The organism is Micromonospora sp. NPDC007230, assembly GCF_042869115.1.
In the GTDB taxonomy this organism is placed as follows: Bacteria; Actinomycetota; Actinomycetes; order Mycobacteriales; family Micromonosporaceae; genus Micromonospora.
In genome coordinates this window covers 14584-35232 of the sequence record NZ_JBIAFE010000026.1, presented here as the reverse complement: position 1 = coordinate 35232, position 20649 = coordinate 14584, and the positions used below count along the sequence as shown (strand labels likewise).

Genomic DNA, 20649 nt, shown 5'->3' with positions numbered 1-20649 from the left:
GGCGATCGCCCTGCGCACGACGTACCCGGATCTCGCGGTGCTCGTGCTGAGCCAGTACGTTGCAGCGGCTCAGCGAACGGGAGCGTGACGTGCTGGCGCTCATGGCGGAGGGCCGGTCGAACGCGGCGATCGCGCGGACGCTGGTGGTCAGCGAGGCGGCGATCGGCAAACACATCACCAGCATCTTCACCAAGCTCGACCTGCCACCGACCGAGGAGGACAACCGGCGAGTCCTCGCCTACCTGCGCGGCCAACCACCCGCCGGCCGCGTCCCCAACCGCACTGGGCAGAACAGCTAGTCGGCCACCACCAGCGCCTGCGGGGCCGCCTGCGTCATCCGGCGGGCCGGTCCCGCATCCTGCCGTCGCTGGTAGGCGGCGGCTAGATGGTCCTGGAGTTCGGCGTGCCGGAACTGGTAGACCACGCCAGCCTGGCGCAGCACCTGCCGCCGCAGCGCCTCCCGGAACAGCACCGGAAACCGTACCGGCGGACGCCCCGGCAGCAGCACAACCTGGGCGAAGCTGGTCAAGACCGCCGGGCCGAGGCCGCTGGCGATGCCGTACATCATGCCGGCCACGATGCCGAACTCCGGCCCGACCGACCACATCCCGGGCCGAGGCGGATCCACGACGTTGAACAGCGCGAACAGGACTCCACCGAGGACGACACCAGACGTGACCGTCACCACCGTCCGGCGGCGGTCGGCCCGGAACGTACCGTCCGGGGTGCTCGCTGGTGAGTCGGCCAATGGCTTCAGCCAGATGCCGAGCAGACCGGACGCCACGTTGGCTCGGCCGATCGACGTACCGACGATCAAGAGGCCCATCAGACTCGACCCGACCAGCACCCCGGCGAACGGGCCGAGGAGGAGTCCGGTGGCTACGCCGATGGTCAGCGGCGGTCCCGACCCGACCACCAACAGCGTCCGCATCTCCGCCCGGGTCGGCCACCGCAGGTCCATGCCGATCGGTTGGGCCGGCGCCGGCGCCGAGCCGGGAGGGGTAGACGGTAGGGCGAACACGGCGGCGGTGCCGACGGCCGCGAGAAACGCGCCCAGCAGCGCCCACAACAGGTCGGACCCAGCCCCGTGGGCCAACGCCACGCATGCCCCAGCCAGCACGGCCGTCGGCAGTCCGAATCCGATTCCGACCGCGATCGACAGGGGCCCGACGGGAACCCAGGTCGGGAGCTCCCACCAACGCAGGTCGCGGCGCCCCCGCAGGTGGTAGGCGACCCAGGACAGGTAGAACAGGTGACGCCGGTTCCGCCGCCGGTCGCGCCTACCGCGCGGGCCGGAATCAGACGGGTAGGCCCGCTCCAGGAACTGGCCGATCACGCGCGCCTTCACCTCCGCCACCGAGGAGAGCTCGATCAGCTCCGCCGGGTCGGATGCCGCACCGTCCGGCCCGTCGAACGCGTCCCGGGCCAAACTCAGGATCAGCGGGGTGGCGAATGCTTCCGCGGCCGGCGAGTCACGTTGGCTGCGCAGCTGGTCGGTGAGCCGCCGCCAGAGCCGACGTTGCCGGTCGCTGTCATGGCCACGGCGCAGGTACTCGGCGGCAGTGTCTGGCTCAACCGGGTCGAGCTGGAGAACGACCGGGCGCGGCAACCGCCCGCCGGCGCGCGCACGGTCGTACCCCTCGATCCGGGAGGTGAGTACGACCCGCAGCCCGGCTGCCTCGCGCGCGATCGCGGCGAGCGCGTCCCGCTGCCCCGCCGCCGGCATCTCGTCGAGGCCGTCGAGGAAGAGCGCCACCCGTTTCTCCTCGATCAGGCGGCGTGCGGCGTGCGCGCCGTAACGCGGGTGCCGCAGGGCCGGGAAGTTTGCTTCCATCTCTCTGACCAGGTGGTCAACCAGCGACCTCTCGTCCGGGATCCAGCCGCCGAGGGTGACCCAGACCGGCACCGGCGTGCCGGCATGCCCCCCTGTCAAGATCGGTTTGACGCTCTCCTCGGCCGCCTTGACCAGTAGCATCAGCATCGCCGCGGTCTTCCCGCTACCCGCCGGACCGAGCAGGACCAGTTGCTGGCGCTGGATCCGCCGGTAGAGGTCTGCATGTAGGTCGCTGACCACGCCCTGTTCGCCCCGACTGTCTTCGGCCCGGTTCCGGCGGCCAGCGCTTCGACGGCGCGAAGTCCGCCGATCTTTCCCACTGAGACGGTCGAACACCTCGTGTATCGGCAGCGACCGTTCGTGGTCCCAGTGCCAGGTGACCCGAACCGGGTCGGCGGTCGTCCCGATGCCCCAGGCATCGGACTGCGCCGACCACAGCGACAGGGTGGCCCGGGCCAGTACGTCGGCTGCCGCCACGAGCTGCTCTGCCGCCGGTAGCTGCGGCTCGTCAGAACCGCGCCGCCACTCCACCACCCCATAGGCGAGTACCACGAGGCCGCACGGGATCCAGATGGCCTTGTCCAACCAGGACGGTAGGCGAACCGCCGCGGTGGCTAGGTTGACTACGACGGCGAGCACGGCGGACAGCGAGGCCGCGGCCAGAGCGAGAAGGAATCGCCGCATGCGCATCTCCCGGTCAGCGGACCCTAACTGTATCGACGCGGGCTGCCCTCCGGGCTGCCCATGCGCGCGGGCGATCGATCGGCCCGCCAGGGGGTCGACGTGGGAGGGGTCTGCTCCTTGGGGGATGGCCTGGGCGAGCATGCCGCCTGCGCAACCCGCCGGTACCTGATCGAACCGAGAGAAATGCTCAGGCCGCCTGCGGGTGCAGGACGGTACGCAGGCAGCCGTCCTCCTTCTTCTCGAAGATCTCGTAGCCCCGGGCCCCCTGCTCCAGGGACATCGGATGGGTGGCCAGATACCCCGGATCGACCTCGCCGACCGCGATCCGGTCCAGCAGCATCGGGATGTAGCGCTGGGCGTGCATCTGCCCCATCCGCAGCACCAGCGCCTTGTTCATGGCCGCGCCGAGCGGGAACTTGTCGACCAGACCGCCGTACACCCCGACGATGCTCACCGTGCCGCCCTTGCGGCAGGCCATGATCGCCTGCCGGACCGCGGTCGGCCGGTCGGTGGTCAGCCGGGTCGCCTGCTTCCCCTTGTCGTACGCGTAGCTCGGCCCCACATCGTGCGACTCCATGCCAACCGCCTCGATGCAGGCGTCCGGCCCCCGCCCGGCGGTCAGCTCGCGCAGCGCCTCCAGCACGTCGGTCTCCGCGTAGTTGATCGTCTCGACGCCCCACCGTCGCGCCGCGGCGGCGAGCCGATCCGGCAGCCGGTCGATGACGATCACCCGCTCGGCGCCGAGGATCTGCGCCGACCGGGCGGCCATCTGGCCCACCCCGCCGGCACCCCAGACCGCGACCACCTCGCCGCCCTTCAGGCCACAGAAATCGGCCCCCATCCAGCCGGTCGGCATGGCGTCGGAGGCGAACACCACCGAATCGTCCGGCACCCCCTCGGGGACGGTGAACGCCCCGACATCGCCGAACGGCACCCGGATGTACTCGGCATGGCTGCCCGAGTAGCCGCCGGCCGCGTGCGAGTAGCCGAGGATGCCGGCCGGCGCGTGGCCCCACAGCTTCTCGCTGAAGACCGGCTGCGGGTTGGAGTTGTCACAGAGCGAGTACTGCTCGGTACGGCAGTACCAGCAGCCGCCACAGGCCACCACCGAGCCAACCACGACCCGGTCACCGACCTTGATCCGGCGTACGTCCGGGCCGGTCTCCACCACCTCGCCCATGAACTCGTGGCCGAGGATGTCGCCCTCCCGCATCGCCGGCAGGTAGCCGTTGATCAGGTGCAGGTCCGAACCGCAGACGCTGCTCGCCCGGACCCTGACGATGATGTCACCGGTCGAGCGGATCGTCGGTTCCGGCACGTCGCGTACGGCCAGCTTGCGGACGCCCTCCCAGCACAGCGCCTTCACGGTCGGCCCCCCACCATCAGCGTCTCCCGGATCCGGTCCGTCGCCTGCTCCTGCTTCGGGCTGCGTCCCGACGGGTCGTGCCGGGTGTCGAGCACCTGGCCGGTCTCGATCAGCGACTTGATCCGGCGTAGTGCGCTGCGCAGGGCCAGGTCGGGATCGTGCCGGCTGGCCAGGCCGAGCACTCTGCGTATCCGGCCGGACCGCCAGCGCAGCTCGGCGCGGATCTCGGTGCCCCGGTCCTGCGGCGCCGGGACCAGCTCGACCCGGCCCCGCTGGGCGACCGGCCCCGCCGTCACCCGCCAGGTCAGCCGGCCCGGACCGTCGACGGTGAGCTCGGCGCGCCACTCGGTGCCGCCGCCCGCCGGGTCGCTGGCCACGCAGCGCCACCGGTTGTCGTCGAGCCGCTCCAGGGTCGCCCACTCGGCCAGCCCGCGGTCCAGCCGTTCCTGATCCGTCCAGAAGCCGATCACCGCATCCCTCGGCCGGTGCACGGTGATCCCCCGGTGGACGACGTACCAGCCCCCCTCCCGGTCGGGTTGGTGTCGGCGCCGCCGCCGGGCCACCATCCGGCCGACCCCGAACCCGGTCACGGTGGCGGCGCCGCCGAGCACCCACCTCATCCCACTGCTGGTCATCACGCCTCCTCCACCCGGGCGCCGGAGCGCGCCCGCGTCCCGCAGCGCTACCCGGCGAGAAGGCGTCGAAACGGCGGGCGATGTGCCATCGACCTACCCGGCGTCCGGCCCCTGCCTGATTCGTCATTTCTCTGCGGAGCCGCCCCGCCCCGATCTCACAATGGTGGGTCTGCCCCGCGCGGGCGGCGGCTGAGCAACGGAGGTGACAGCGATGGCACGTGACGCGCGCGGACGCGCCCCGGCCCGGCAGCGGCCGGCGATCCAGAAGGTCGCCCTCCTGGTGGCCGCCGTCTTCGTGCTGGTCGGCGTGCTCGGCTTCATCCCCGGTGTCACCGAGCGCTCCGGCGACCTGGCGTTCGCCGGCCACCACTCCCAGGCGAAGCTGTTCTACCTGTTCCAGGTGTCGATCCTGCACAACCTCATCCATCTGGTCTTCGGCCTGGTCGGGCTGGTGCTGGCCCGCCGGGTCGGCGGGGCGCGGCTGTTCCTCGCCGGTGGCGGCGCCGTCTATCTGGTGGTCTGGCTGTACGGCTTCGGCGTCGACCGGGAGAGCCCGGCGAACTTCGTGCCGTTCAACGACGCCGACAACTGGCTGCACCTGTTCCTCGGTTTCGGCATGCTGCTCCTGGGGCTGCTGCTGTCCCCCCGCGCGGGCACCGGCGGCCGGCTGGACACCCCGTTCGACCAGCCCTGACCTGTGCGTTCACCCGATTGGGGACGGCGGCTGGCGCGACACCCTCCGCGGGGTTTGCGCGGCCATCGGCCGGGGCAGGAGGACCGCCACGGGGAGTGCCCCCGGGACGAGGAGGTCCAGCGATGCCGCGGTGGTTGCGGGAGAACTCGCTCACAGTCGCCATGCTCGGCGCGTTCCTGATCTTCCTGCTGTTGCAGAGCGTGTTCGGCTGGCAGACGCACAACGAGGAGCTGACCCAGTACGGGGCGGCGCCGCTGAGCTGGTGGGCGTACCTGGGCACCGGGCACTTCGCCGAGGCGGTCTTCGAGAACTGGGAGTCGGAGTTCCTCCAGATGGGCGGCTACGTGCTGCTCACCGCGTACCTGGTGCAGAAGGGGTCGGCCGAGTCGAAGCCGGAGGACCAGGGCGACCGCCCGGAGGACGACGAGCGCCGGGCCACGCCCGACTCGCCCTGGCCGGTCCGCGCCGGGGGCCTCCCACTCGTGGTCTACCGCAACAGCCTGTCCCTCGCCCTGCTGCTGATCTTCGTCGGCTCGTTCCTCGGCCACCTGTTCGGCGGCGTGGCCCAGTACAACGAGGAGCAGGCGTTGCAGAGCGGGGCCGCCCCGATCAGCGCCTGGCAGTTCCTCGGCACCAGCGACTTCTGGTTCCAGTCCATGCAGAACTGGCAGAGCGAGTTCCTCGCCGTGGGCGTGCTGATCCTGCTGAGCGTCGTCCTGCGCCAGCACGCCAGCCCCGAGTCGAAGCCGGTCACCGCCGCGCACGCCGAGACGGGCGCCTGACCGGGCCGCCGCGCGGGTCCGCCAGCCGTCCGGCGGCCACCGCCGCCAGCCGTCAGGCAGCCACCGGCAGTTGCTTGGCGAAGCACACGCGGTACGGGTTGTGGACGTACTCCCCGTACCCCGGGATGGGCTGGTAGCCGCAGGACCGGTAGAGGCCGATGGCGGCCGGGAGGTGGGTGCCGGTCTGCAGGCACAGCGTGGTGTGCCCCTGCCGGAAGGCCAACTCCTCCAGGGCGGCCAGCAACTGCCGCCCGATGCCCCGCCCCCGGTACGCCGGCCGGACGTACATCCGCTTCAGCTCGCCGGTCTCGGCATCCAGCGACTGGATCCCGCCGCAGGCGACTGCCCGCCCGCCGGCCACCACCACCAGGTAACGGATGTCGTCGTGAGTGACCGTCACCCGGCCGGTCGGCCCCCCGTCGACGTCCCGCAGTTCACGCTGCTGGGCGGCGACCAGGGCGGCAAGCTCGGGATCGTTGGCGGGACGGGCTTCGATCAGCATTCCGTCACGGTAGGTCGGCCGGCTTTCGCGGAGGTTTCCGGCCAACGACCCGATCACGGACGGAAAGGGACTACTCCCAGTCCTCGTCGTCGTCCGCGTCCTGCGCCGCCGCCTCGATCTCGTCGGCCGGGCGCCGCCGGCGGGCCTTGCGAGCCTCCAGCCGCTCGGCCGCCGACGCGCGGGTCGACTTCTCCTCCAGCCGGATGTCGGTGCCCCGGTTGCCCGGGACGAAGTCGACGCCGGCGTAGAGGGTCGGCTGCCAGTCGAACTCCCGGTCGCCGATGCGGACCAGGTCGCCGGGGTTGGCGCCGGCCTTGGCCAGCTTCTCCTCGACGCCCAGCCGGGCCAGCCGGTCGGCCAGGTAGCCCACCGCCTCGTCGTTGTCGAAGTTGGTCTGCCGGACCCACCGCTCGGGGCGGGTGCCGCGGACGGTGAACGAGCCGTCCTCCTCCGCCTCGATGGTGAAGCCGGCGTCGTCGACCGCCTTGGGGCGGATCACGATCCGGGTGGGCTCGGCCGGCGGCGCCGCGCTGCGGGCCTGCTCGACCACTTCGGCCACCGCGTACGTCAACTCCTTGAGCCCCTCGCGGGTGGCCGAGGAGACCTCGAAGACCGGCAGGCCGCGCGCCTCCAGGTCGGGCCGGACGATCTCGGCGAGGTCCCGGCCGTCCGGTACGTCGATCTTGTTGAGCGCGACGAGGCGGGGCCGGTCGGCGAGGCCGCCGTACTCGGCCAGCTCGGCCTCGATGGCGTCGATGTCCGCGAGGGGATCCCGGCCCGGCTCCAGCGTCGCGGTGTCGATCACGTGCACCAGCACGGCGCAGCGCTCGATGTGGCGGAGGAACTCCAGGCCCAGCCCCTTGCCGGTGGCCGCACCGGGGATCAGGCCCGGCACGTCGGCGACGGTGAAGGTGTGGTTGTCCACCCGGACCACGCCCAGGTTCGGCACCAGGGTGGTGAACGGGTAGTCGGCGATCTTCGGCTTGGCGGCGGAGATCACCGAGATCAGCGACGACTTGCCGGCCGACGGGAAGCCGACCAGGCCGACGTCGGCCACGCTCTTCAGCTCCAGCACCACGTCCAGCCGGTCGCCGGGCTCGCCCAGCTCGGCGAAGCCGGGTGCCTTGCGCCGGGCGTTGGCCAGCGAGGCGTTGCCCCGGCCACCCCGGCCACCCCGGGCCGCCTCGAAGGTGGTCCCCGCGCCGACCAGATCGGCCAGCACCGCACCGTCGGGGGTCTGCACGACGGTGCCGTTCGGCACCTTGATGACCAGGTCCTGGCCGTTGGCGCCGTCCCGGTTCGAGCCGGCGCCGCCCCTGCCGTTCTCGGCCTTCACGTGCGGCCGGAAGTGGAAGTCGAGCAGCGTGTGCACCTGCGGGTCGACGACCAGCGAGATGCTGCCGCCGTGGCCGCCGTTGCCGCCGTCCGGGCCACCGAAGGGCTTGAACTTCTCCCGGTGGATCGAGACACAGCCGTGCCCGCCGTCGCCGGCCTGCAGGTGCAGGACGACCCGGTCAACGAACATCGCCACGATCTCAATCCTTCCAGCGGGGCCACCCCGCATGAGAAAAGCGAAGCGGGCCGGGACCCGAGGTCCACGGCCCGCGACGCCTGCGAACTACTGCTGCGGCACGATGCTGACGGTCTTGCGACCGCGCTTGGTGCCGAACTGGACCGCACCGGCGGCCAGCGCGAAGAGCGTGTCGTCGCCGCCGCGCCCGACCAGGTCACCGGGGTGGAACTTGGTGCCACGCTGGCGGATGATGATCTCGCCGGCGTTGACGACCTGACCACCGAAGCGCTTCACGCCGAGCCGCTGGGCCGCGGAGTCACGACCGTTACGCGAGCTGGACGCACCCTTTTTGTGAGCCATTGGAGGACGACCTACTTCCCGCTGGAGATGCCGGTCACCTTGACCTGGGTCAGCGGCTGGCGGTGACCCTGGCGCTTGTGGTAGCCGGTCTTGTTCTTGAACTTGTGGATCCGGATCTTCGGGCCCTTGGTGTGCGCGGCGATCTCGCCGGACACCGCAACCTTGGCAAGCTGCGCCGCGTCGGTCACCAGGTCGTCACCGTCGACGAGGAGCACCGCGGTGAGCTTCACCGCGTCGCCGGGGACACCGGCGAGCTTCTCGACCTCGATCACGTCGCCCTCGGCGACCTTGTACTGCTTGCCGCCGGTCTTGACGATCGCGTACATCGGAGGCGGACTCCCTGTCGTTGAGGCTGCTGGCGGTCGTTCCCACGGCGACTCGCCGGGTAGCTGTGACACCGGCGGCGCGGGCACGCGGGAACTCGGCACACCAAAGTGCGCCGCAGGCCAGCGTACGCCATACCAGGCCCGGCACCCAAACCGGGCCGCCCGTCAGCCCGCACACAGCTCGTCGCGGCGCTGCCGGAGCCGGTCGAACGCACCTCGGCGCCGTCCGGACCGGGCCGACGGAACGGCAGGGCCCCTCTCCCGGGCTCTCGTCGCCGGGAAAGGGGCCCTGCCGTACGCCGCGCTGGTCAGCGCCTCACGGGCGGGTACGCCGCCGGGCACCGCCCCGCCGGGAGCGCCGCCGGCCGAGGCCGGTCTCGGCGCCCTCCTCGTCGGTCTCGCCCTCGCCGAGCGCGTCCGGGTCGTCCGGCGCGGCCAGCCGGGCCGAGTCGCCCTCCTGGCTGTCCGCCACCGCCGGGGCGGCCGGCATCTCGGTCTCGTACCGGGACAGGTCGTAGCCCATCGTGTCGTGGTAGTCGGCGTCCGCCTGGGCGTCGGTCACCTCGGCGACGGTCTTCTCCGGCGCGGCCTTGCGGCCCCGGCGCCGGGAGGGCCCGCCCTTCTCCTCGGTGGCCGGGGTGGTGACGGCCGAGGCCACCGCCTTGACCTTCTCCCCCGCACCGCCGCCGCGCGGCTTCTCCGGCACCGGCTCGGTGTGGATGATCACGCCGCGGCCCTTGCAGCACTCGCAGGTCTCGCTGAACGCCTCGAGCAGGCCGGCGCCGATCCGCTTTCGGGTCATCTGCACCAGGCCCAGCGAGGTGATCTCGGTGACCTGGTGCTTGGTCCGGTCCCGGCCGAGGCACTCGGTGAGCCGGCGCAGCACCAGCTCCCGGTTCGACTCCAGCACCATGTCGATGAAGTCGATGACCACGATGCCGCCGAGGTCGCGCAGCCGCAGCTGGCGCACGATCTCCTCGGCCGCCTCCAGGTTGTTGCGGGTGACCGTCTCCTCCAGGTTGCCGCCGGAGCCGGTGTACTTGCCGGTGTTGACATCGATGACGGTCATCGCCTCGGTCCGGTCGATCACCAGCGACCCGCCCGAGGGGAGGAAGACCTTGCGGTCCAGCCCCTTGAGGATCTGCTCGTCGATCCGGTACTCGGCGAAGACGTCGGTGGTGCCGGCGTGCCGGCGCAGCCGGGCGACCAGGTCCGGCGAGACGTGCGACAGGTACGACTCGACCATGCCGTACGCCTGCTCACCCTCGATGACCAGATCGCGGAAGTCCTCGTTGAACAGGTCCCGGACCACCCGGATGACCAGGTCCGGCTCCTCGTAGAGCAGCACCGGGGCGCCGCCCTCGGCCGACTTGGCCTGGATGTCCTCCCACTGCGCCTGGAGCCGCTTGACGTCCCGGGCCAGCTCGTCCTCGCTGGCGCCCTCGGCGGCGGTCCGCACGATCACCCCGGCACCGTCCGGCACCAGCTTCTTGAGGATGTCCCGCAGCCGCTTGCGCTCGGTGTCCGGCAGCTTCCGGCTGATGCCGGAGGCGTTGCCGTTGGGCACGTACACGAGGTGCCGGCCGGAGAGCGCGATGTGGCTGGTCAGCCGCGCGCCCTTGTGCCCGATCGGGTCCTTGGTGACCTGCACCAGCACCGAGTCGCCGGACTTGAGCGCCTGCTCGATCGAGCGGGCCCGGCCCTCCAGGCCCGTGGTGTCCCAGTTGACCTCGCCGGCGTACAGCACGGCGTTGCGGCCGCGCCCGATGTCGACGAACGCCGCCTCCATGCTGGGCAGGACGTTCTGCACCTTGCCCAGGTAGACGTTGCCGGCCATGGTGCCGGCGGAGTTCCGGGTGACGTAGTGCTCGACCAGCACGCCGTCCTCGAGGACGGCGATCTGGGTCCGGTCGCCGCGCTGGCGGACCGCCATCACCCGGTCGACCGCCTCCCGGCGGGCCAGGAACTCCGACTCGCTGAGGATCGGCGGCCGGGTACGCCGCTGCTCCCGGCCGTCCCGGCGGCGCTGCCGCTTGGCCTCCAGCCGGGTCGAGCCGGAGACGCCCTGCACCTCGTCCACGGGGCGGCGCGGCTCGCGGATCTTGACGACCGTGGGGACGCCGTCCTCGGCGGCGACCTCGACGTCGCCCGCGCCACGGCGGCGACGGCGACGCCGGCGCCGGGTCATCCCGTCGCCCTCGGTCTCCTCCTCCTCGGCCTCGTCCGCCTCGGCCTCGGCGCTCTCGGCCTGGACGGCCTCCTCGGCCTCTTCCTCCTCGAGGTCCTCCACGCCGCCCTTGCCCCGGCCCCGGCCGCGGCGGCCCCGACGGCGGCGGCGACGGCCCGCGGCCGTCTCCTCCTCGTCCTCCTCCGCCTCGACGGCCTCCTCGGCCTCGGCGGTCGGCTCCTCCTCGACCTCGGCCTCGACCTCGACCGGCTCCGCCTCGCGGCGGCCGCGCCGGCGCCGCCGGCCGGTCTCCACCGGCTCCTCGGCCGGCTCCTCGACGGCCGGGGCGGTGGTCCGGACGACCGGCGCCTCCTCGGGCTGCGGCGCCATGAACAGGACGGTCGGCGCGGACAGCGCGGCCCGGCGGCGACGCGTGGTCGGCGCGGGCTCCTCCTCGGCCGGCTGCCCGGCCCCCGGTACGGCGGCACCTGGCGCGATCTCGCCGGTCCGGTCCTCCGGCCCACCGGCGCGGGCCAGCGTCGCCTCGGCGGCCGGCGGCACCTCGGCCACGCCCTCCGCAGTCGGGGTGGGTGCGCCGGCCAGCTCGCGGGCCGGGGCCGGCTCGCCCTCGACCTCCTCGTCCTCGGCCTCCTCGGCCGGTGTGGCGACGGCCGAGGGCTCGGCGGGCTCGCCGCCCTCCTCGTCCCGCTGCGGCTCGGGTTCGGCGGCCTCGGCCGGCGCCTCGGTGGGCGACTCCTCGAGGGTCTCGGCGGGCGGCGGGGTGGCCTTCCGTCGACGGCTGCGGGTCACCTTGACCGGCGGGACGACCTCGTCGGAGGTCGCCTCCACGCCGGTGGCGACCATCGGCTCCTCGACCGCCTTCGCGCTGGTCGCCTTGCGGCGCCGCCGGGTGGTCTTGGGCGTGGCGTCCAGTTCGCCGGCGACCGGGGCGAAGACCTCGGCCTGCGGAGCCTCCCCGCTGGTGGTGCCGGCGGCGGTCGGGGCCTCGGCCGGCGCATCGGTCTGCTCCGGCTGGTTGAGCGGGGCGGCCTTGCGCCGGCTGGTCCGCTTGCGCGCCGGCTTGGCCTCGGGAGTGCTGTCGGTGCTGTTGGCGGTTGCCTCGGCCGGTTCCGAACCGGTCCGCTCGCCGCCCTCGGGCTCGTTCTCGAGCATGGACGTTCTCCAGTTCTGGCTACCCCGGGCGCGGGTGAGCGCTGCCACGCAGGGTCGCCGCAAAAGGTGTTTCCGCCGGGCGCAGGTGCGCGACCGCCGAAGTCTGCCTGCCAGAGCGCCGACCGTCGGTCAGCGCTCTCCGATGGCTGCCCCGTCGCGATCCGCATCCAACGGATCGACGATCTCGCCCTGCGCGGTCAGCGTGCCCTGTGCCAGCCGGATCACCCTCGGTGAGACCGGCGGCTCCAGGTCGGCCACCACGCGGAGGCCGGAAAGGACGTCATCGGGTCGCACGGACGGGGTGACCTGCCGTACGACCACTTCGAGTATCGCACACGGTACGGCCGTCGCCCCGGAAGGCGTCTCGGACGGGGCCAGCACATCGATGCTGATGACGGCGCCCCGCGTGTCGAAGGTCCGCCGGCCCTGCTTGGTCATCCGCTCGACCTGGATCTCCCCGGCGGCGGTGAAGGTTGCCACCGCCCGCTCCAGCTCGGCCGGGTCGACCTCGGGCAGCTCGATCCGCCAGCGCGACGCCTCGATCCGGTCGGGCAGGCTGCCGCCGGTGGCCGCCACCGCGTCGAGCACGTCGAGCCCGGGCGAGAGCGCGGCGTCCAGGGCGATCCGCAGCTGCTCCGGATCGACCGGCTCGCGCAGGCCGATCTCCAGGTACTCGGCCTCGCTGGCGACGCCGGTCGGCGCGGCCGAGGCGTACGAGATCTTCGGGTGCGGGGTGAAGCCCTGGGAGAAGGCGATCGGTACGCCGGCCCGGCGCAGCGCGCGCTCGAAGGCTCGGGCGAAGTCCCGGTGCGAGGTGAACCGCAGCGGCCCGCGCTTGGCGTACCGGATCCGGACCCGCTGGACGACCGGCGCCTGGCCGCCCTCGGGTTGAGGCTTTCTGGCGATCGTGAACTCCTCGGGTGCTGCCTGCGTGTCCGTCCCATCCTGGCGCAGCCCCGCGGGCGGCACGCAGCCGGGGCGGCCGGAGGAGTCCGGAAGGCCGGTCCGAACCGGGCAGCCGGGCCCCTACCGCCCAGCCCGGACACGCCGGTGGCCGGCCGGTGACGCGCAGGTCACCCGGCCGGCCACGACAAGGTGCGCCGATCAGGAGCGGTTGCCGCCCCCGGGCGGCGGGTACGTCCCGGGTCCCGGTGGCGGGATGTTGCCGGGGGGCGGGGCGTAGCCGCCCGGGGCGGGCGCGCCACCCGGCTGTGGGTAGCCGGGGGCGGCCGTAGCGCCCGGCGGGTGGTAGCCGGCCGGAACCGGCGGGGCGCCGGGCGGGCCGTAGCCGCCGCCGGGCGGGATCCCGTCGTGCGGTTCGTCCGCCGCGCCGGCCGCGCGAGCCGCGTCGCGCCGGTACCGGCGCCGATTCCAGATCAGGAAGATCGCCAGCGCCAGCAGGACCACCAGCACCACGGCGATGCCGATGCCGATCACCATCACCTGCTGGTCGGTGGGGCCACCCCGGTCGCCGTACTTGGTCACGTCGAAGTTGTCGTCCTCGGCCGCCTGGGCGGGGGCCTGGCTGGTCGGGGCGGCCGCCTCGAGCAGCGGGTTCGCGGAGACGGTCGGCACGTTCGCGGTCAGCGCGGCGACCGGGTCGATCCGCCCGAAGCCGTACTGCGGGTCGCGACCGGGCGGGCCGGCGTCCCGGGCGGTACGGATGATCCGGTTGATCACGTTGGGCGCGTCGAGGTTCGGGTACTTCGACCGGATCAGCGCCGCGATGCCGGAGACGATCGCGCTGGCGTCCGAGGTGCCGTCACCCCAGCCGTAGCCGTGCTCGGGACCGATGTTGTAGATGCCGTCGCCGGGCGCGGCGATCACCGCCTCCGGTCCGCGGACCGAGCCGCTCCAGAAGGCGCCGCCCCGGGTCGTGCCGGTCACCGCGATCACGCCGGGGACGTTGGCGGGCTGGTCGACGTCGACGCTCCCCTTGGCGGTGTTGCCCGCGGCGGCCACCACGACCACGTCCCGGTCCAGCGCGTACTTGATCGCGCTCTCCACGTCCGGTTCGGCGTAGCCCGGCCCGCCGTAGGAGAGGTTGACCACCTTGGCGCCGCCGTCGACGGCCATCCGGATGCCGCGGGCCGACGCACCTGTGGGGTTGGCGCCTTTACCCGCCTTGAGCTTGATGGGCAGGATCTTCGCGCCCGGGGCGACGCCGTCCACGCCGTCGCGGCTGGCGTTCGTGGCCGCGATGATGCCGGCCATGTGGGTGCCGTGACCCTCCTCGTCGGCGCGCCCCTCGCCGGAGGCGCCGTAGCTGCGGCCACCGGGCAGCACCTGACCCCGGATGTCCGGGTGGGTGGCGTCCACACCGCTGTCCACCACCCCGACGATGACGCCCCGCCCGGTGGAGAGCTTGTGCACCTGCTCGATCCGCAGCTCGTCCAGATACCACTGCTCGGCCCGGCGCGGCGCGGCGGCCGCCGGTTGGGCGGCCCCCAGCACCATCAGCCCGGCCAGCAGGCCGGCCACGGCCGGCCGGAGCGCGCCGACGTGCAACCTCATCCGTCCGTCCTCACCGCAGGATGCCCGGGGACCCGGCGTCGCCGGTGCCCCACGGATCGTCGTCCTCAGTCAACCACGACGAGTGCTCCGCACCGCTACCATGCCCGCCGGCACCATGGCCGCCCATGCCGCCGCCCATCATGCCGCCGCCCATCATCCCCGCGCCCCGCGGGCCACCCGCGCCGCCGGCGCCGGCCGCGTTGCGCAGCGCGCTGGCCGCGCTGGTCATCGGCGGCACCTTGCCGTTGCCACCGCCGACCATGCCCGGGATGCCGCCCATGCCGATCCCGCCGGCCGCGCCGACGCCGCCACCACCGAAGCCGCCGGCCGAGCCCGGTCCGCCTCCGCTGAAGCCGCTGCCACCGCCGAGCGCCGGGTTGCCCAGGCCACTCGGGCCGCCGTACCCGCTGCCGGCGGTGGTGGTCGGGCCACCGGCGCCGGCCAGGCCGCTGCCGTAGTCGGGGCTGCCGGTGCCCGGGTAGCCGGAGCCGGTCGACGGCGGCGTCAGGGAGCCCGCGCCTCCCCCGCCCCCGAAGCCGCCACCGGTGGGCGGCGCGATGGACGAGGTGCCGCCACCGTACGAACCGCCGCCACCGCCGCCGATGCCCGTGCTGCCGATGGAGGGGCCGCCGCCACCGAAGCCGCCGCCACCTCCGCCGCCACCCCCACCGGGGTACCTGGACGGGGTCTTCCGGTCGTCGGGCGTGTAGCCGTCCGAACCGGTCTCCTCGGGCGCCGACACGACCAGCCTGGGCCGCTCGGTCTCCACCGCGGTGGGCAGCGGCGACATCGCGGTGTTGGCGGCCTGCTGGTTGTCGCGGTACCAGTTGTCCAGGTGGGACTTGGTGTCCCACCAGCCGCCCCGCTTGTTGTCGTTGGCGTTGCCGTCGATCTTCATGGTCGCCTCGAGGTCGTCGGCCTTGTCGCGGAACGCGCCGTCGGCGTAGGAGGCGGGGTTGTTCTGGTAGTCCTTGCGCAGCGCGGCGAGGAAGCCGGACGCGCTCTCGCCGTCCCGGGCGTCGTCGAGTTCGGTGCCGTTCGGCAGGCTCCACTCGTTCCAGCCGAAGTCGTCCATCAGCGGGATCGGGATGCTGGCGACCGACTTGCGGATGTCGCCCTCGATCCGGGACAGCGCGCCGCTGACGTTGCTCGCGTCGGTGATCAGCTTCTCGATGTCCTTGCCGATGTCACCCAGGTGCTCCCGGTAGGCGTCACCCCCGCTGCCCTTCCAACCCGCGAGCATCGCGGGCAGACCGTCGACGTGCGGGCGTTCGGTGCCCGGCGCGATCGGGCCGACGAACGACCGCCCGACCAGCGAGTCCCGCAGGTGGCCCAGCGCCGTGGAGAGGTTGTTCCACCCCACGCTCACCGAGCCGACCGTCTCCGGGTCCGCGGACAGCGTCACCTCGCGGACGCAGCGCTCCCAGGTTCCTCCTGCCATGACCGTTCCCCTCAGGCCGTGTACGGGTAGGTGGTGGGCGTGCCGCCGGGCGCGGGCGGCGGCGTGGCGGACTCCAGCATCCGCTCGATCTCCTTGCCGTTGGCCGCGTTGCGCGCCTCGGCGTCCCGGAACGCCTTGGCGATGTCCTCGGTGCCCTTCTTGAGCCCGGCCAGCTTGTTGGAGATCGCCTTGAGATGGAGCTCCATGTTGGCCGTCGACCTGGTCAGGGCCTGCCACTGCATGCGAGCGTCCTCGTACGCGCCGAAGGGGGTGCCGTTCGGGACGGTCTGGGCGTTGTTGCTGTCGCCCTTCATCCGCTCCTTGATGCGCTCCATCTCGTAGCCGATGGTGTCGTCGACGTACTGCTTCAAGCGCTCGACGTACTCCGCCGCGGCGTCCAGGTCCTCGACACTGACGTGGAGGTCGCCGGTGGCCGGCGGCCTGATGTCACCCATGTTGCTGTCCTCCCCGTTGCCGACCCGCCGATCGGTCCATGTCGGACGCAGCGTATCGAGTCGCCGCCAATCCAGGCACCCCCACCCCGGGGTCACGGCACCAGATGGGATCGCCGGCGACGGGCCTGCTGACCGGTGCCGGAAACGGCGGAGCGCCGGGACCTTGGTGAGGTCCCGGCGCTCCGGACGCGTCGGCGGCGCTACTGCGGGGCGCCGGTGGGCAGCTTCAGGCCGTTGACCGGGGTCAGCGGCAGCAGCTTTCGGCCGGTCGGGCCGATCTGGATCTCGGTGTCCATGGCCGGGCAGACCCCGCAGTCGAAGCACGGGGTCCACCGGCAGTCGTCCTGCTCGTACTCGGACAGGGCGTCCTGCCAGTCCTGCCAGAGCCAGTCCTTGTCCAGGCCCGAGTCCAGGTGGTCCCAGGGCAGGACCTCCAGTTCGTCGCGCTCCCGGGTGGTGTACCAGTCGAGGTCCACCCCGAAGGCCGGCAGCACCTCGGCGGCGGCGTCCACCCACCGCTGGTAGGAGAAGTGCTCGCTCCAGCCGTCGAACCGGCCGCCGTCCGCCCAGACCTTGCGGATCACCGCGCCGACCCGGCGGTCACCTCGGGACAGCAGGCCCTCGATCAGCGACGGCTCGCCGTCGTGGTAGCGGAAGCCGATCGCCCGGCCCAGCGAACGGTCGGCGTTGATCGCCTGCTTGAGCAGCTTGAGCCGGGCGTCGATGACCTCCGGCCGCTCCATCGCCGCCCACTGGAACGGGGTGTGCGGCTTCGGCACGAACCCGCCGATGGAGACCGTGCACCGGATGTCCTTGGACCCGGTCGCCGCCCGGCCGGCCTTGATCACCTCGTGGGCCATCCGGGCGATCTGCAGCACGTCCTCGTCGGTCTCCGTCGGCAGGCCGCACATGAAGTAGAGCTTCACCTGCCGCCAGCCGTTGGTGTACGCGGTGACCACGGTGCGGATGAGGTCGTCCTCCGACACCATCTTGTTGATCACCTTGCGGATCCGCTCCGACCCGCCCTCGGGGGCGAAGGTCAGCCCGGTACGCCGGCCGTTGCGGGACAGCTCCTGCGCCAGGTCGATGTTGAACGCGTCCACCCGCGTCGAGGGCAGCGACAGCGAGACGTTGGTGCCCTCGTACTGCTGGGCGAGGCCGGAGCACATGTCGCCGATCTCGGAGTGGTCGGCCGACGACAGCGACAGCAGGCCCACCTCGTGGAAGCCGGAGAACTCCAGCCCCTGCTGCACCATCTGGCCGACCGTGGTGATCGAGCGCTCCCGCACCGGGCGGGTGATCATGCCGGCCTGGCAGAACCGGCAGCCGCGGGTGCAACCCCGGAAGATCTCCACCGCGTACCGCTCGTGGACCGTCTCGGCGAGCGGGACCAGCGGCTTCTTCGGGTACGGCCAGGCGTCCAGGTCCATGGTCGTGCGCTTGTGCACCCGGAACGGCACGTCGGGGCGGTTCGGCACGACCCGCTGGATCCGGCCGTCGGGCAGGTAGTCCACGTCGTAGAAGCGCGGCACGTAGACGCTCTCGGTGCGGGCCAGCCGCAGCAGCAGCTCGTCCCGCCCGCCCGGGCAGCCCTCGGCCTTCCACTCCCGGACGATGCCGGTGATCTCCAGCACCGCCTCCTCACCGTCGCCGAGCACGGCGGCGTCGACGAAGTCGGCGATCGGCTCCGGGTTGAACGCGGCGTGCCCGCCGGCCACGATCACCGGGTCGGTGTCGGTGCGGTCGGCGGCGAGCAGCGGGATGCCGGCCAGGTCGATCGCGGTGAGCAGGTTGGTGTAGCCCAGCTCGGTGGCGAAGGAGACGCCGAACACGTCGAAGTCGCGCACCGAGCGGTGCGCGTCAACGGTGAACTGCGGCACGCCGTGGGCGCGCATCAGCTTCTCCAGGTCCGGCCAGACCGCGTACGTCCGCTCGGCGAGCACGTCGGGCAGCTCGTTGAGCACCTCGTAGAGGATCTGCACGCCCTGGTTGGGCAGGCCCACCTCGTACGCGTCCGGGTACATCAGCGCCCACCGGACGACCGCGGCGTCCCAGTCCTTGATCACCGCACCCAGCTCGCCACCGACGTACTGGATGGGCTTGGTCACCTGCGGCAGCAGCGGCTCCAGCCGGGGCCAAACGGAATGAGCCGCGACGGGACGCGGCGCCGTGGACGGGGCACTCATGATGCCCAAGGGTACGCGGTGGGCCACCGGACACCACGGCGCACCACAGCAGCCCACCGCTCGGCTCTTCTGGATCTTGGATACGTCCCGTCCGCAGCGCACGGCAGCCGTCCGAGATCGGCGACGGGACGGGCTGACGAGCGGATTCGTCGGCGGTGGCACGCCGGTACTAGCCTCGCAACCGGCGCGAGAGGAGACAGCCGCGATGCCGGAGCCGCAGCCGGGCACCGACCGGCCGGCCGACGGGAGCACCCCGGCCACCGGCGGGGATCCGGGCACCGACGGGCCGAGCCGAGCCCCCGTACCGGCGGCCACCCCGGCCACCGATCCGGTCGCGCCGCCGGCGCCGGCACCGGACGGCGGCACGCCCGCCGACGAGCCGCCCCCGGCCACCGACGAACCGGCCCCGACCGACCCGGCCACGACCACCGGCGAACCGGCACCGACCGGCCCGGCCGGCGATCCTGCCGAGCCGGGGCCCGGCGAGCCGCCCGCGGCCCCCCGCGAACCGGCACCGACCGCCACCCCGGCGGCCACCAACGAACCGGCCACGACCGGCCCGGTCGGCGACCGGTCCGAGCCGGGGCCAGGAATGCCGCCGGCAGCTTCCCATGAACCGGCACCGGCCACCGACGAACCGGCGCCGGCCGACCCGCACGGGCCCGCGTCGAGCGACCCGGACACCGACGACCGGGCCGCCGGGGCGCCGACGAGCAGCGAGGACGCGTCGGCGGGCGCCGAGGACGCACCGGCGCCGCCGGCCGACGCGCCGGTCTCCCCGGCGCGTGGCTCGGCCGCCGTACCGCCCCGCCCGGCCACTGCGAACCGGCCGGCCGGCTCGGCAGCGGTCCCCGGCCGCCTCGACGCCACGCGGCAGACGGACCGCCCCGACCCGGCGCGGGAGGCGGACCGACCGGACCCGACCCGGATGGAGACCCGCGCCGAGCCGCCCGCGCCCCGGTGGAGCGGGTCCGCGCCGGTGCCGGCCCCGCCGCCGCGCAGGCGGTCCTGGGGCGAGTCCGCCGAGCCCACCCCGCCGCCGCCGGTGGACTCGCCCGAACACCTGGTCCCGGTGGACCCCTGGGAGGGTGTCGACACCACCGGCTGGGACCTGCACTCGGCCGACTTCCCGGCGCTGCCGCCGACCCTGTCCTACCCGCCGCCGGCCCACACCCTGCCCTATCCGGCCGCGCCGCCGGCCAGTCCGGCGCCGCCGGTCGCCCACCCGCACGCCCCGTACCCACCGGTCGCGCACCCGCACGCCCCGTACCCGCAGGCCCGCCCGCCGGTCATCCCGCTGCCGCCGGTCGCCGCCCGCCCGGTGTCGCCGTCGCCGGCCCCGGTGTCGCCGCCCCGGCCCGCGCCGCCGAAGCAGCGCCGCCGCCCGGCCGCACCGCCGGCCGCGCCGCCGCCCGGATTCCAACCACCCAAGGGGTACGTGCCCGTCCCGGTCCGCCGCCGGCGCCGCTGGCCCTGGGTGCTGCTGCTGACCGTCGCCTGCTGTTGCGGCCTGCCCCTCTGGTGGGCCCAGCCGCTCCGCACCCAGTACCCGGCCAGCGCGGCCCTGCCGGACCAGATCAGGGACCTGCGGCTGCGGCAGGACCAGCGCAGCCAGGCCGACGCGGCCGAGTTGGAGACCCAGGTACGCCAGGCGCACCTGCTCGCCGAGGACACGTTCGCCGGGATCTACACCAACAAGGACGGCAAGCGGGTGACCCTCTTCGGCGGCACCGGGTTCCGGCTGAGCCCCGAGGCGGACGCCGACGCCGAGATCGACCGCCTCCGGGACCGGTACGCGCTGGGCGACGCCGTGACGGTGGAGACCGGTGTCCGGGGCCGGTACGAGCGCTGCGCGGTCGGCCGGTCGGACGGCGACGCGGTGGTGGTGTGCACCTCGGTCGATCACGGCAGCCTGACCACCGGTGTCTTCACCCGGCTCTCCGTGGACGACAGCGGCCGCCTGCTGAACGACCTACGACAGCAGGTGGTGACCCCGAAGCAGTGAGTCTCACGCTGC

Annotated in this window: 16 protein-coding genes and 1 pseudogene; 4 read left to right on the top strand and 13 right to left on the bottom strand. The window is 73.3% G+C overall.

Annotation, left to right across the window (positions count from 1 at the left end; genetic code table 11):
- Positions 1 to 59: 59 nt before the first annotated feature.
- Positions 60 to 299 (top strand): annotated as a pseudogene (locus ACFYML_RS29230) (response regulator transcription factor); the annotation flags it as partial.
- On the opposite strand, the gene ACFYML_RS29225 reads toward ACFYML_RS29230, so the two are convergent.
- The 3 genes from ACFYML_RS29225 to ACFYML_RS29215 all read right to left on the bottom strand — a co-directional run bounded on the left by ACFYML_RS29225 (position 296) and on the right by ACFYML_RS29215 (position 4519).
- A complete protein-coding gene (locus tag ACFYML_RS29225; RefSeq protein WP_387423681.1) occupies positions 296 to 2518 on the bottom strand; it encodes an NACHT domain-containing protein in 2223 nt (740 codons plus the stop codon). The pseudogene ACFYML_RS29230 and the gene ACFYML_RS29225 overlap by 4 nt on opposite strands.
- Positions 2519 to 2705: 187 nt before the next feature.
- Positions 2706 to 3884, bottom strand: coding sequence for a zinc-dependent alcohol dehydrogenase (locus tag ACFYML_RS29220; RefSeq protein WP_387423680.1), 1179 nt, complete (start codon positions 3882 to 3884; stop codon positions 2706 to 2708).
- Positions 3881 to 4519, bottom strand: a complete 639-nt coding sequence (locus ACFYML_RS29215; RefSeq protein ID WP_387423679.1) for a cyclase — start codon at positions 4517 to 4519, stop codon at positions 3881 to 3883. Before ACFYML_RS29215 ends, ACFYML_RS29220 begins: the two co-directional genes overlap by 4 nt.
- A 211-nt stretch (positions 4520 to 4730) precedes the next feature.
- Between ACFYML_RS29215 and ACFYML_RS29210 the strand changes: the two genes are divergently transcribed.
- Both ACFYML_RS29210 and ACFYML_RS29205 read left to right on the top strand, forming a co-directional pair.
- Positions 4731 to 5213, top strand: coding sequence for a DUF4383 domain-containing protein (locus tag ACFYML_RS29210; RefSeq protein WP_387423678.1), 483 nt, complete (start codon positions 4731 to 4733; stop codon positions 5211 to 5213).
- A 122-nt stretch (positions 5214 to 5335) separates the two neighbouring features.
- Positions 5336 to 5995 (top strand): DUF6766 family protein, encoded by a 660-nt coding sequence (locus tag ACFYML_RS29205; protein ID WP_387423677.1) that lies wholly within the window; start codon positions 5336 to 5338, stop codon positions 5993 to 5995.
- 52 nt (positions 5996 to 6047) lie between these two features.
- Here ACFYML_RS29205 and ACFYML_RS29200 read toward each other — a convergent pair whose 3' ends face one another.
- From ACFYML_RS29200 to ACFYML_RS29155, 10 genes are all read right to left on the bottom strand, one after another.
- On the bottom strand, positions 6048 to 6497 hold the full coding sequence (locus ACFYML_RS29200; protein ID WP_387423676.1) for a GNAT family N-acetyltransferase: 450 nt from the start codon (positions 6495 to 6497) through the stop codon (positions 6048 to 6050).
- Positions 6498 to 6567: 70 nt separating this feature from the next.
- Positions 6568 to 8028, bottom strand: coding sequence for a GTPase ObgE (obgE, locus tag ACFYML_RS29195; RefSeq protein WP_387423674.1), 1461 nt, complete (start codon positions 8026 to 8028; stop codon positions 6568 to 6570).
- Between the two features lie 87 nt (positions 8029 to 8115).
- Positions 8116 to 8370, bottom strand: coding sequence for a 50S ribosomal protein L27 (rpmA, locus tag ACFYML_RS29190; RefSeq protein ID WP_073838295.1), 255 nt, complete (start codon positions 8368 to 8370; stop codon positions 8116 to 8118).
- An 11-nt stretch (positions 8371 to 8381) separates the two neighbouring features.
- A complete protein-coding gene (rplU, locus tag ACFYML_RS29185; protein ID WP_073838296.1) occupies positions 8382 to 8696 on the bottom strand; it encodes a 50S ribosomal protein L21 in 315 nt (104 codons plus the stop codon).
- Positions 8697 to 9012: 316 nt separating this feature from the next.
- Positions 9013 to 12036, bottom strand: a complete 3024-nt coding sequence (locus ACFYML_RS29180) for an Rne/Rng family ribonuclease (RefSeq protein WP_387423673.1) — start codon at positions 12034 to 12036, stop codon at positions 9013 to 9015.
- Between the two features lie 129 nt (positions 12037 to 12165).
- On the bottom strand, positions 12166 to 12885 hold the full coding sequence (locus ACFYML_RS29175) for a TIGR03936 family radical SAM-associated protein (protein WP_387423756.1): 720 nt from the start codon (positions 12883 to 12885) through the stop codon (positions 12166 to 12168).
- 255 nt (positions 12886 to 13140) lie between these two features.
- Positions 13141 to 14550 carry a type VII secretion-associated serine protease mycosin gene (mycP, locus tag ACFYML_RS29170; RefSeq protein WP_387423672.1) on the bottom strand — a complete coding sequence of 470 codons (1410 nt, stop codon included), beginning with the start codon at positions 14548 to 14550 and terminating at the stop codon, positions 13141 to 13143.
- A gap of 10 nt (positions 14551 to 14560) precedes the next feature.
- On the bottom strand, positions 14561 to 15991 hold the full coding sequence (locus ACFYML_RS29165; RefSeq protein WP_387423671.1) for a hypothetical protein: 1431 nt from the start codon (positions 15989 to 15991) through the stop codon (positions 14561 to 14563).
- 11 nt (positions 15992 to 16002) lie between these two features.
- Positions 16003 to 16446 carry a hypothetical protein gene (locus tag ACFYML_RS29160; RefSeq protein WP_357443998.1) on the bottom strand — a complete coding sequence of 148 codons (444 nt, stop codon included), beginning with the start codon at positions 16444 to 16446 and terminating at the stop codon, positions 16003 to 16005.
- Between the two features lie 200 nt (positions 16447 to 16646).
- The gene (locus ACFYML_RS29155) at positions 16647 to 18632 is read right to left on the bottom strand and encodes a TIGR03960 family B12-binding radical SAM protein (protein ID WP_387423670.1); all 1986 of its coding nucleotides are present in this window, start codon (positions 18630 to 18632) and stop codon (positions 16647 to 16649) included.
- Between the two features lie 205 nt (positions 18633 to 18837).
- On the opposite strand from ACFYML_RS29155, the gene ACFYML_RS29150 reads away from it, so the two are divergent.
- Complete coding sequence (locus ACFYML_RS29150; protein ID WP_387423669.1) at positions 18838 to 20637, top strand: hypothetical protein; 1800 nt, start codon at positions 18838 to 18840, stop codon at positions 20635 to 20637.
- The last annotated feature ends 12 nt before the right edge of the window (positions 20638 to 20649 follow it).

What these genes read in the sequence shown, in the direction of transcription:
- rplU (WP_073838296.1), bottom strand. Translation starts at nt 8,696, where the DNA reads ATGTACGCGATCGTCAAGACCGGCGGCAAGCAGTACAAGGTCGCCGAG.
- ACFYML_RS29205 (WP_387423677.1), top strand. Translation starts at nt 5,336, where the DNA reads ATGCCGCGGTGGTTGCGGGAGAACTCGCTCACAGTCGCCATGCTCGGC.
- ACFYML_RS29210 (WP_387423678.1), top strand. Translation starts at nt 4,731, where the DNA reads ATGGCACGTGACGCGCGCGGACGCGCCCCGGCCCGGCAGCGGCCGGCG.
- rpmA (WP_073838295.1), bottom strand. Translation starts at nt 8,370, where the DNA reads ATGGCTCACAAAAAGGGTGCGTCCAGCTCGCGTAACGGTCGTGACTCC.
- ACFYML_RS29155 (WP_387423670.1), bottom strand. Translation starts at nt 18,632, where the DNA reads ATGAGTGCCCCGTCCACGGCGCCGCGTCCCGTCGCGGCTCATTCCGTT.
- ACFYML_RS29225 (WP_387423681.1), bottom strand. Translation starts at nt 2,518, where the DNA reads ATGCGGCGATTCCTTCTCGCTCTGGCCGCGGCCTCGCTGTCCGCCGTG.
- ACFYML_RS29150 (WP_387423669.1), top strand. Translation starts at nt 18,838, where the DNA reads ATGCCGGAGCCGCAGCCGGGCACCGACCGGCCGGCCGACGGGAGCACC.
- ACFYML_RS29165 (WP_387423671.1), bottom strand. Translation starts at nt 15,991, where the DNA reads ATGGCAGGAGGAACCTGGGAGCGCTGCGTCCGCGAGGTGACGCTGTCC.
- ACFYML_RS29215 (WP_387423679.1), bottom strand. Translation starts at nt 4,519, where the DNA reads ATGACCAGCAGTGGGATGAGGTGGGTGCTCGGCGGCGCCGCCACCGTG.
- mycP (WP_387423672.1), bottom strand. Translation starts at nt 14,550, where the DNA reads ATGAGGTTGCACGTCGGCGCGCTCCGGCCGGCCGTGGCCGGCCTGCTG.
- ACFYML_RS29200 (WP_387423676.1), bottom strand. Translation starts at nt 6,497, where the DNA reads ATGCTGATCGAAGCCCGTCCCGCCAACGATCCCGAGCTTGCCGCCCTG.
- ACFYML_RS29160 (WP_357443998.1), bottom strand. Translation starts at nt 16,446, where the DNA reads ATGGGTGACATCAGGCCGCCGGCCACCGGCGACCTCCACGTCAGTGTC.
- ACFYML_RS29180 (WP_387423673.1), bottom strand. Translation starts at nt 12,036, where the DNA reads ATGCTCGAGAACGAGCCCGAGGGCGGCGAGCGGACCGGTTCGGAACCG.